Here is a 9071-nt window from a genome sequence, read left to right on the forward strand (position 1 = left end):
TGCCTACCAAATTCGCGGCATTCCGTACCTTATGCCCCGGGGCTGCCTTGCGCCGCCCCACTCACCACTTCACCCCTCACCATTTCACTGTATGGCCACCCAGGAAGAATTTCAGCAAGCCGCCGACCGCGCCCAGCAACTGCCCAAGAAACCCGACAACATGACCCTGCTCAAGCTCTACGCCCTCTACAAGCAGGCCACCGAAGGCGACGTGAGCGGCGACCGGCCCGGCGGCTTCGACTTCAAAGCCATAGCCAAGTACGATGCCTGGGCCGGCCTGAACGGCAAAGGGCAGGACGATGCCCGCCAGGAATACGTGGACCTGGTGAACCAGCTGTTCCAGCAGGCGTAAACCACAGCCGCCACGCCTGCCGCCGCGCGGCGGCAGGCGGTGCCGACGCCAAGGGGGCCGCGACTCGGCTGAGTCGCGGCCCCCTTGGCGTCGGCGAAAGCGCTTGCTACACTTTCTTGGGCGGCAGGTCGAAGGCCACGGCGTTGTGCTCGAAGTGGCCTTTGTGCGAGCCGTCGCAGAAGGGCTTGTTGCTGGAGAGGCCGCAGCGGCAGATGCTTACGAGCGTGCGGCCCTGCAGGCCGTACTCGTTGCCCTGGGCGTCCACGATCTGAAAGTCTTCGCCTTCGATGCGCAGGGAGCCATTGTTATTGACAGTGATTTTCGTGGGCATATTCGGTAGGAGTTGGTGAAGGCAAAACAGAGGGTGCAAGAGCCCGGCAGCCGCACGCGTGCAACGGAGCTTGCAGCCGTTAAACGGCGCGCGGCCTTAGCCGTTGAGCTTTTTCCGCAGCACAAAGTCGTTCATCCAGTACGGGCCGATTGGAATGTCCTCCTCTCGGTGCTGCTGAAAGCCCAGGTGCTGGTAGAAGCCCAGGGCGGGATTGTGGCGGTTGACGTTGAGCTCCAGCCACTGGCCGCCGGCCATGCGGGCGCCGCCCTCCACGGCCGCCACCAGGCGCTGGCCCAGCCCCAGTCCTTGGTGCGAGGGCAGCACGTAGAGCTTGTGCAGCTTGTACGCGCCGGGTTCCTCCGTCCGCTCGCTAAAGGACGCATAGCCGGCCGGCCGGCCATCGTAGTACAGCAGCAAAAAGCGGTGCCCGTCCTGCTGCATCTGCCGCGTCAGCGAGGCCGGCGTGTAGATGACGCGGTACATGTACTCGATCTGCTCCTTGCTGATAATGAAGCGGTAGGTGGGCTCCCAGGTGGCCTCGGCCAGCTCAATGATGACGGGAATATCGGCCAGGGTGGCGGGTTGAACGGCAATCGGCGCGGCGTCGGAATCGGGCATGGGGCGCAAGGAGGCTATAATTTTGCGAAATAACGAACGTTCTTCCGAGCCGTAAGGAGGTTTGGCCCGAAATTTAATGTGCCGGGCCATGACCCGGCCGTTGGCGGTGCAGTACCACCCGCGGCCGCTCATTTCCAAACGTTGCTCGCTATGAAACGAATCGTGTTTTCCCTCGCCGCCCTCGGAGCGCTGGCTTGGCTGCCCACGGCGGCCTGGGCCCAAAGCACCCCGGCGCCCGCCAAGACGACCCCCAGGCCGGCACCGGCCAACAAGCCCGCTACCACTTCCCGGCCGGCCTCCACTTCCGATAAAGTCATCACCTCGGTGGAGCGTGACCTGGACATCTTCCGCGACTGGGTCCACGACAAGATTGACCGCGCCGACTCCGGTGCCCGCCGCGAGCTGCCCCGCATCAAGGAAGAATACGACCAGCAGAGCACCCGCATCGACCGCGCCGTGGACAGCCTCACGGTGGCGGGCAAGCGCGAGTACGAAGGCCTGAAAAACCGCTACGAAACCTGGCAGGCCCGCCAGCAGCGCCTGGAAAAGCAGGCCAAGGAACCCGAAACGGCCCAGCAGACCCAAACCCGCATGCTGGGCGAAAACGTGAACGTGGCCACGGCCCGCGCCACGGAAATGACCGACCTCTACGGCCGCTTCATCGACTACGTACGTGCCAACCGTCGCAACTGGGTCAGCGAGGATTGGGCCCAGGCCAGCGTGGTGCTCACCCGCCTGAATGAGCGCTACGAAAAAGTGCGCGAGCAGATCGGGGTGGAAGACCGGCTGCGCATTCGCTCGTGGCAAGGCGAGTTCCGCACCCTGGAGCAAGCCCGCAAGACCAAGGACGCGCTGGAATAAGCCTATGTCGGCCCTGATGCCGGCCCCACTTTCCAGTGGCCACGCGGCCTGCCCATGCTTGGGCAGGCCGCGTGCTGTTTGGGGCTGGCGCGGCGGGCTGGAATCACGCGGCGGCCCCGCTGAGCCGAAACGCGTGCTGACGCAACCACTTCCAGGCCGCTCCCACGCTGTAAAATGTGCGCAAATCCACTTGTTGGCGGATGTGCTCGATGAGCGTAGCGTTTTCGAACGACACCTGCATGTCGGCGTTGATGACGTAGGCGAAGGCGCGCAGGCCGCTGGCTTTGGCCCGCGGTACCCACTCGTACTCGATCCAGTTCATGGCCTCGCCCCAGTCGCCGCTGGTGCCGCGTTTGTCGTTCAGCAGCCCCAGCGGGTGCAGCTGCTCGTGCCAGGGCAGGCTGGCCTCGGCCACTTGAATCACCTCGTCGCTGGTCAGGTGCCCGTGCCAGTTGATGTACAGTACCCGCTCGGGCGCGAAAAAGTGAAATTCGGCCACCAGAATGCCGTGCGCGTCGGTAACCTGGTGCACGCGTTCGGGCACGGAGTGCAGCTTGGGAAGTCGAAAATTAAAAGCAGACGGCAACAGCATATATCTATAAGGTACAATGTTTTTCGGGGCGAGGCAATTCTGCGGCGCAAAGCATAATCGGCCGCCGGCTTTGCTGTACTTTTGTCGGCCTCAATTTTGAATACGCCCCGCTCATGCACATCGCCATCGTCGGCAACATCGGTGCCGGTAAGACGACCCTGGCCCACAAGTTGGCTCACCACTTTCAATGGGAAGTGTTCCTGGAAGACGTGGATGACAATCCTTACCTGAAGGATTTCTACGACGACATGCCCCGCTGGGCCTTTCACCTGCAGGTGTACTTTCTGAACAGCCGCTTCCGCCAGACGCAGCGCATCAAGCAGCTGCAGCGCGCCAGCAAAGGCGTGATTCAGGACCGCACCATATACGAGGACGCGCACATCTTCGCGGCCAACCTCAACGAGTCGGGGCTGATGAACGAGCGGGACTTCAAGAACTACCGCTCGCTCTTCGACTCGATGATCAGCATGGTGGACCCGCCCGATCTGCTGCTCTACCTCAAGGCCGACCTGCCCAAGCTCATTCAGCAGATTGAGAAGCGCGGCCGCGACTACGAAACGCACATGCGCATCGAGTACCTGAAAAACCTCAACGAGCACTACGAGCGGTGGATCAGCAACTACGACGCGGGCAAGCTGCTGGTGGTGGACGTCAACCAGCTCGACTACGTGAGCCGGCCCGAAGACTTGGGCATCATCATCGAGAAGATTCAAGGCAAGCTGTTCGGACTGTTTTAAGGACCAACCCGTCGTCTTGAGCGAAGGGCCTTGCTCGAACTTCCTGCTAAGCAACAAGCGCAGCTCCCACCTCTCTGAAGTTGGGGGCTGCGCTTCTTAGGAGCCGTTGATTGCCGGAGGTTTGACTTGGCCAGCGGTGCGGGGTACGAGAAAGGTCCTTCGCACAGGTTCAGGATGACGCGTTGGCTGATTTGGCCCGCGGGCACCTAATCGCCCTGCATGGCTTCGTTCAGGAAGCCGACCAGCGGCTGTGCGGCCTGCCAGGCGCTGATGACCCGGTCGGGAAAATCGGGGTGCAGCACTTCCTCATCGGGGAAGGAGCGCCACACAAAGAAGCTTTTCAGGCGCAGCCACTCGATGTCGGGGTCGTTGCGGTCGTAGCCCTTGGGCGCGGTGCGCAGGGCCTGACTCATGTCGAGGCCCTGCGGGAACTCGCGTAGCAGTGCCGCATCCTGCCGCAGCTTGTGAAAGCCATCGGCGTTGTAGTGGATTTCCTGGCGGATGCGCGCCAGCTGCGGGCCGTCGGGCTGCCAGCGGCCGGCGCCCACGTAGGTTTCGCCGCCGGGTTCCAGGGCCACGAAATAGCCGGCCCAGGGGCTTTGGCGGCCGTCGCGCTTCAGGCCGGCGCCCATGTGGCGCTTGTAGGGTTCGTCGCTCTGCTGAAACCGGTCGTTTTTATTGATGCGGTACATCACGTCCGAGGGCGTTAGCGCGAGCAGTGCCGGCTCGAACTGCTGGGCGCGCTGCAGCAGGCCGGCCACCAAAGCCGTGTAAAGCTTGCGGGCCCGCTGGTAGTCGGCGCGGTGCGCGTCCATCCAGGGTTTGTTGTTGTTGTCGCCCAGCTGGCGCAGAAAGTCGAGAACGGGGGCAAGGTCAGTCACGGCCGTAACAAAGAAAAAGGCCCGTTGCCGGGCCTCTCGAAGAAGAAGTACCCGCTGCCAGGCGTGGAGGTGGCAGCGGCTAAGAAACGCAATTAGCGGCCCCGAAGTTGGTGTGCCATCACGCCGGAGCTAGGCGCAGCGTTCAGGGTCCAGTCGTAAGGCAGGTACTGCACCGTGGCCGTCGGGGCCACGGGCGTGCGGGCGTAGCGGTTCAGGAAGGCGATGAGCTGGGCCGTTTCGCCAAACTCAGCGGCGTGCCAGTCGAATAGGCTGGAAACCTGCACGGCGTTGGCGGTGAGTTGGTTGCGGGCGGCATCGTTCACGAAGCGCCGTGTTTGTTCGTGAAGCTGGCCCTCCAGCCGGGCCCCGTCGTAGGCTTCGGCCAGCAGCACCGGGCTGGAGGCGGCGGCGCAGTGCAGGGCAAAGTAGCGGCGCGGGTCCTGGGGCAGCAGGCGGGGCAGCACTTCGCGCTCAATCTGATTGAGCGAGTACAGCGTGCCGCCGACGTTCACCTCGGGCGCTTCCCACACGGAGCGGTAACCGCTCACGGTCTTGATCTTGATGTCGCTCAGGCGCTGCACCGGGTAATACTCCACGGCCAGGTAGACGGTGTAGGCATTGTACACGTTCAGCCAGAATGCGGCCTGGTCCTGCCGCGACCAATCGGCCTGGGGCGTGGTGCGGCGCAGGGCCTGCAGGTAACCGCGCAACTGATCGTCGTCCTCGGCCAACGCGGCGTAGCTCAGGCGGCCGTCGGCTTGCACGTGGTGCTTGAGCAGATCGTCCCACGGTTGATGCAGCAGCTGCAGGGAGTTGTTATCGGCACGGGCGCTGCCGGTGGTGAGCAGCGCCAGCCACAGCAGCAGCTGCGACCAGAGTAGGGAGTTGCGAGGCATTGCGGTGTGCGGGGAGCAGTAGAAAGAGCAATTGTACAGCTTCCAATTCCCATAACGGGCTGATTTTCGGAGCGCTGAACGGCACGAAACTAAGGATTAATTGTGGTTATGCCAAGAATATTACAGTCGTATAGTAATAATAAAAGACGGTGCTATCAATTATTCCCGGAATGGGACGCACGGCCACCGCTCCAGGTGAAAGTGTCGCCAAACGGTTTCCACCAGCGAAGCGCGGACTACCAGCACCAAATGTGGGGGCTGCTGATTGTTCGCCAGCACGGCCGTCAGCGCCGGGGCAAGGCCTTGGCCGCGCAATTCCAGCGGCCCGATTTCATCCACCACCAGCCATTGGGTTGTTGGGCAGGCCGCCGCGCCGCGCAGCGCTTCGCCAGCCCAATGGAAGGCCGCCGGCGCGAAGCGAAACCGGCCGACCGTCACCGCCGGCCACTGGCCCGGGCGGGCAGCGGCGGGCCAGCGCAGGCCGCTGGCCAGGTCTAGGAAGAAGCGTTGCCCGTGGGCATCGGTGGGCATGAGCACCCCGCCGACTCCGGGCCGGCAGGCGGCCCAGCGGAGCAGCCGGGTGGTTTTGCCCGTGCGCACCGGGCCGCTGAGCAAGTGAATTACCACGTTACGAAGGCGGCGGCAGCAGCAGGTTGACGGCCAGGGCCCGGCCAAACCAGCGCAGACGTTGTCGTCCGCGGTGCCCCGCCGAATGACGCCAGCACTGCGCCACGAGCTGCCGCGTGGCCGGCAGCAGCGCCAGCGTCTGTTGCAGATCGGTGGCCCAGCGGCCCCGGGGGCGGATAAGCCAGCGGCGCAGCTGCCGCGTGAGTACCGGGCCCACGAGCAGGGCCCAGCCGCCGTAGAGCAGCAAGGAGCGCAGCAGCAGGCCGCCCAAGCGGTGTTGATTGGCGGCCACCGCCGGGGGCCAGCCCAGCAGGGCCGCCAGCCACAGCAATACCCCTGCCGCCCAAAGTCCGAGCAGCAGGCTGCTCACGCGGCCGCGGCCCGGCGCAGCCGAAGCCGCTTCGTCGCTAGCTGGCTCGTCAGGGTCCGGGGTGGCTTCGTCGGGGCGCAGCTGCAGCCAGGCGTAGCGCTGCACCAGGCTCGGCAGGCGCCGGGGCAGGCCGCCGGCCCACCAGCCCAGGGCAGCCCCCACCACCGCGTGCGCGGCGAAATAAAGTCCTACCAGCCAGAAGGCGTAGTTAGGGCCGGGGCCGGCGGGCGTACCCACCAGGCCCTGCACGAAAGCATTGAAGGCGTCGGGTAGGGCTTGGCCGCCCAACAGCCACAGCGTAAGCACGCGCTGCCCGGCCGATTCGACCAGCGTGAGCAGGCCCAGCAACAGGCCCCGCAGCCGCGGATACGCGCGGGGCCAGCTCAGTGCCTCCCCCAGCAGGCCCTGAAACGCCACCGCTACGTACGCGTTGAGCGAGGTGTGCGGGCTCAGCAGGGCTTTGATGGTCAGGACGACGAGCAGGGCGCGCAGTACGGTGCCGCGTTGCCGGCTGAAATGGCCCAGCAGCTGCACCAGCACCACCGCCGCACCACCCACCAGCAGGCCCGTGACGGGAAGCTTCAGCGCGTGCAGCACCCCGCCCAGCAGCGCCTCGCTCAGCGCCCACAAGGCCACCAGGCGCGGCAGCAGCAGGGGCGGGGCGGTGGCGGTGAGGGCAGGGGCGGTGGCCGACATGGCGGAGCCGGTTAAGCGTGGTAGCTGAGCACTTCCGCGGCGTCGCCCACGCGCAGCCAGCCCTGCTCCGGGCCTACCACGTTCATGCCGAACATCACCTTGTGGCCCACGGTGCGGTAGCTGGCCAGCGTGCGGAGCGGCTCGGGGCCGCGCTGGGCGGTTTGCTGATCGGTGGTCGTGAGCACGCAGCGGGCGCAGGGCCGGATGCCGCGAAACGTCAGCTCGCCGAGGCGGAACTCGTGCCAGCGGTCCTCGGCGTAGGCTTCGGCGCCGCCCACCACCAGGTTGGGGCGGAAGCGGTTCATGGGCACCGGTGCGGGCAGGCGCCGGTTCAGGTCGTCGAGCGAGGCCTGGCCAATGAGTAGGAACGGGAAGGCATCGGCAAAGCTCACGAGGCCGGGGGCCTCGCCGCCATCGGCTTCGCGCAGGGCGGCTTCGGGCATGTGCACCAGGCGCACCGGCTGATTCAGAGCTTCCGACAGCCATTCGTCGTGTTCCCGCAGGCCGCGGAAGGCAAACACCATGTCGTCCCAGACGGTGACGAACTGCGTCCCCTTGTGCTCGGCCTCAAACGGCACCAGCAACGGGCGCAGATCGGGGCGCTGGATATGCCGGATGATGAAGCCGTTGTGGGCGTATTCCAGGTGCAGCAGCGCCATCCGGGGCTCGGTGCGCTGCGTCAGGAACTGCCCGCGCTGGTCCACCACCAGCCAGCGGCGGTCGTGGCGCAGGCCGCGGGGCGTGATCTGGGCTTCGGGCACCCGCAGCCCGCCCAGGGACTTGACGGGGTAGAGGTATAGCTCGGTGAGGGAGAGCGGGGAAACGGGGGACATACGACGAAGGTACGGCTTGCGCGGCAGTCCGAAAGCCGGTAAACTGCGGGGCCGGCGCTCATCAGGCCCGGCCGTGCCTATGCTGCCGCTGAGCCCCGCCCCCGCCGAGTCATCTGCTTCCGTACCCCCGGCCGAAGCAACGCCCGGGCCGGCCTGCCCCAACTGCGCCGAGCCGCTGGCCGCCGGGCCGTATTGCCCCCGGTGCGGGCAGCAGCGGCCGCACCGGCTGTCGGTGGGCCACGTGCTGCACGAAATCGTGCACGTGTTTACCCACGCCGACAAAAGCGTGTTCGGGTTTGTGGGGCAGGTGCTGCTGCGGCCCGGCCGGGTGGTGGCCGACTACCTGGCCGGCCGGCGCAAGCGCTACTTCAACCCGTTTCAGTTTCTGCTGCTGGCCGTGGGCCTGGCCACGCTACTCTCGGTACAGCTGCATTACTACGAGCAGATCGGCGAGAACGTGCAGCGCGGCTTTCGGATGCGCGGCGCATCGGCCGAGCAGGTAGCGCGCGTGGGTCAGTACTTTTACGTGGTAGGCAAGTACTTCAACGTGTGGTGGCTGGCCCTGATGCCGTGGCACGCCCTGCTGGCCTGGGCCGTATACTTCCGCCGGGGCCTGAACTACGCCGAATCGTTTTTTGTGCTCGTCATCGTGGGTTGCGCCTTTCAGTTGTACCTGATAGCGGCTTTGCTGCTCCTGTTTCTGGCAGCCGGGCACGACCCAGGCAGCAGCACGGCCCTGATGCAGGCCGCCGTGTACGTGGGCTACCTGCTGTGGATTGGTCGGCAAGGCCTGGGCCTGAACTGGCGGCGAGCCCTGCTGAGCGCCCTGCTGACGAGTGTGCTGGCCGGCACCCTGAACTACGGCGTCAACATGCTCATCTTTCGCTGGTACGTGTTTGGGTAGGCCGGCACCGCGGCAGAGGCAGGCGCTCAAACGTATGGCCGTTTCGTGAACGGTGTAGCTCGGGCTGCACCGTTCGTAAATCCGCTATAGGTCCCTCTGGGCTACCGTCAATTACTATGAGTACATAACCGCGCAATAGCAGCGGGTGCGCCTTTTTTGAAACCGCGATACTATTTCTCGTTGATTATCGATTTGACTGCTCTGACAATTGCTATAACACCAAATGATATAAAAACAATTGATACAATACTAGGTGCGATGCTATCAATGTTTTCAATTCTGACTCTATCTGGATAGCCATCTACGTACTTAGAGCGTGTTGGGGATTAGGTAATACGATTTAGACAAAGAGCGATGTTGGCCCAGAGCACCC

The 9071-nt window shown here is 64.6% G+C and carries 12 protein-coding genes; 4 read left to right on the forward strand and 8 right to left on the reverse strand.

Annotation, left to right across the window (positions count from 1 at the left end):
• Window positions 1–91: 91 nt before the first annotated feature.
• On the forward strand, window positions 92–352 hold the full coding sequence (locus ACYVKQ_RS14480) for an acyl-CoA-binding protein (protein WP_460676061.1): 261 nt from the start codon (window positions 92–94) through the stop codon (window positions 350–352).
• A 106-nt stretch (window positions 353–458) separates the two neighbouring features.
• Here the strand turns inward: ACYVKQ_RS14480 and ACYVKQ_RS14485 are convergent, their stop codons facing one another.
• Both ACYVKQ_RS14485 and ACYVKQ_RS14490 read right to left on the reverse strand, forming a co-directional pair.
• The gene (locus ACYVKQ_RS14485) at window positions 459–683 is read right to left on the reverse strand and encodes a CDGSH iron-sulfur domain-containing protein (RefSeq protein WP_460676062.1); all 225 of its coding nucleotides are present in this window, start codon (window positions 681–683) and stop codon (window positions 459–461) included.
• Window positions 684–779: 96 nt separating this feature from the next.
• Complete coding sequence (locus tag ACYVKQ_RS14490; RefSeq protein ID WP_460676063.1) at window positions 780–1301, reverse strand: GNAT family N-acetyltransferase; 522 nt, start codon at window positions 1299–1301, stop codon at window positions 780–782.
• Window positions 1302–1451: 150 nt separating this feature from the next.
• Here ACYVKQ_RS14490 and ACYVKQ_RS14495 point away from each other — a divergent pair, with 150 nt between their 5' ends.
• Window positions 1452–2162: a hypothetical protein gene (locus ACYVKQ_RS14495; RefSeq protein ID WP_460676064.1), complete on the forward strand. Its 711-nt coding sequence runs from the start codon at window positions 1452–1454 to the stop codon at window positions 2160–2162.
• A gap of 103 nt (window positions 2163–2265) precedes the next feature.
• Here the strand turns inward: ACYVKQ_RS14495 and ACYVKQ_RS14500 are convergent, their stop codons facing one another.
• Window positions 2266–2706: a hypothetical protein gene (locus tag ACYVKQ_RS14500; protein WP_460676065.1), complete on the reverse strand. Its 441-nt coding sequence runs from the start codon at window positions 2704–2706 to the stop codon at window positions 2266–2268.
• A gap of 161 nt (window positions 2707–2867) precedes the next feature.
• Here ACYVKQ_RS14500 and ACYVKQ_RS14505 point away from each other — a divergent pair, with 161 nt between their 5' ends.
• The gene (locus ACYVKQ_RS14505) at window positions 2868–3491 is read left to right on the forward strand and encodes a deoxynucleoside kinase (protein ID WP_460676066.1); all 624 of its coding nucleotides are present in this window, start codon (window positions 2868–2870) and stop codon (window positions 3489–3491) included.
• Between the two features lie 206 nt (window positions 3492–3697).
• Here the strand turns inward: ACYVKQ_RS14505 and ACYVKQ_RS14510 are convergent, their stop codons facing one another.
• From ACYVKQ_RS14510 to ACYVKQ_RS14530, 5 genes are all read right to left on the reverse strand, one after another.
• Window positions 3698–4372 carry a DUF2461 domain-containing protein gene (locus tag ACYVKQ_RS14510; RefSeq protein WP_460676067.1) on the reverse strand — a complete coding sequence of 225 codons (675 nt, stop codon included), beginning with the start codon at window positions 4370–4372 and terminating at the stop codon, window positions 3698–3700.
• A gap of 92 nt (window positions 4373–4464) precedes the next feature.
• Window positions 4465–5268: a DUF547 domain-containing protein gene (locus tag ACYVKQ_RS14515; RefSeq protein ID WP_460676068.1), complete on the reverse strand. Its 804-nt coding sequence runs from the start codon at window positions 5266–5268 to the stop codon at window positions 4465–4467.
• 159 nt (window positions 5269–5427) lie between these two features.
• Window positions 5428–5895, reverse strand: coding sequence for a nucleoside-triphosphatase (locus ACYVKQ_RS14520; protein WP_460676069.1), 468 nt, complete (start codon window positions 5893–5895; stop codon window positions 5428–5430).
• Window position 5896: 1 nt separating this feature from the next.
• Window positions 5897–6961: a hypothetical protein gene (locus ACYVKQ_RS14525; protein WP_460676070.1), complete on the reverse strand. Its 1065-nt coding sequence runs from the start codon at window positions 6959–6961 to the stop codon at window positions 5897–5899.
• 11 nt (window positions 6962–6972) lie between these two features.
• A complete protein-coding gene (locus ACYVKQ_RS14530; protein ID WP_460676071.1) occupies window positions 6973–7794 on the reverse strand; it encodes an MOSC domain-containing protein in 822 nt (273 codons plus the stop codon).
• Window positions 7795–7873: 79 nt separating this feature from the next.
• Here ACYVKQ_RS14530 and ACYVKQ_RS14535 point away from each other — a divergent pair, with 79 nt between their 5' ends.
• A complete protein-coding gene (locus ACYVKQ_RS14535) occupies window positions 7874–8698 on the forward strand; it encodes a DUF3667 domain-containing protein (protein ID WP_460676072.1) in 825 nt (274 codons plus the stop codon).
• Window positions 8699–9071 lie beyond the last annotated feature (373 nt).

This window comes from Hymenobacter coalescens (genome assembly GCF_054783195.1).

What these genes read in the sequence shown, in the direction of transcription:
- ACYVKQ_RS14485 (WP_460676062.1), bottom strand. Translation starts at nt 683, where the DNA reads ATGCCCACGAAAATCACTGTCAATAACAATGGCTCCCTGCGCATCGAA.
- ACYVKQ_RS14480 (WP_460676061.1), top strand. Translation starts at nt 92, where the DNA reads ATGGCCACCCAGGAAGAATTTCAGCAAGCCGCCGACCGCGCCCAGCAA.
- ACYVKQ_RS14495 (WP_460676064.1), top strand. Translation starts at nt 1,452, where the DNA reads ATGAAACGAATCGTGTTTTCCCTCGCCGCCCTCGGAGCGCTGGCTTGG.
- ACYVKQ_RS14530 (WP_460676071.1), bottom strand. Translation starts at nt 7,794, where the DNA reads ATGTCCCCCGTTTCCCCGCTCTCCCTCACCGAGCTATACCTCTACCCC.
- ACYVKQ_RS14515 (WP_460676068.1), bottom strand. Translation starts at nt 5,268, where the DNA reads ATGCCTCGCAACTCCCTACTCTGGTCGCAGCTGCTGCTGTGGCTGGCG.
- ACYVKQ_RS14505 (WP_460676066.1), top strand. Translation starts at nt 2,868, where the DNA reads ATGCACATCGCCATCGTCGGCAACATCGGTGCCGGTAAGACGACCCTG.
- ACYVKQ_RS14525 (WP_460676070.1), bottom strand. Translation starts at nt 6,961, where the DNA reads ATGTCGGCCACCGCCCCTGCCCTCACCGCCACCGCCCCGCCCCTGCTG.
- ACYVKQ_RS14535 (WP_460676072.1), top strand. Translation starts at nt 7,874, where the DNA reads ATGCTGCCGCTGAGCCCCGCCCCCGCCGAGTCATCTGCTTCCGTACCC.
- ACYVKQ_RS14490 (WP_460676063.1), bottom strand. Translation starts at nt 1,301, where the DNA reads ATGCCCGATTCCGACGCCGCGCCGATTGCCGTTCAACCCGCCACCCTG.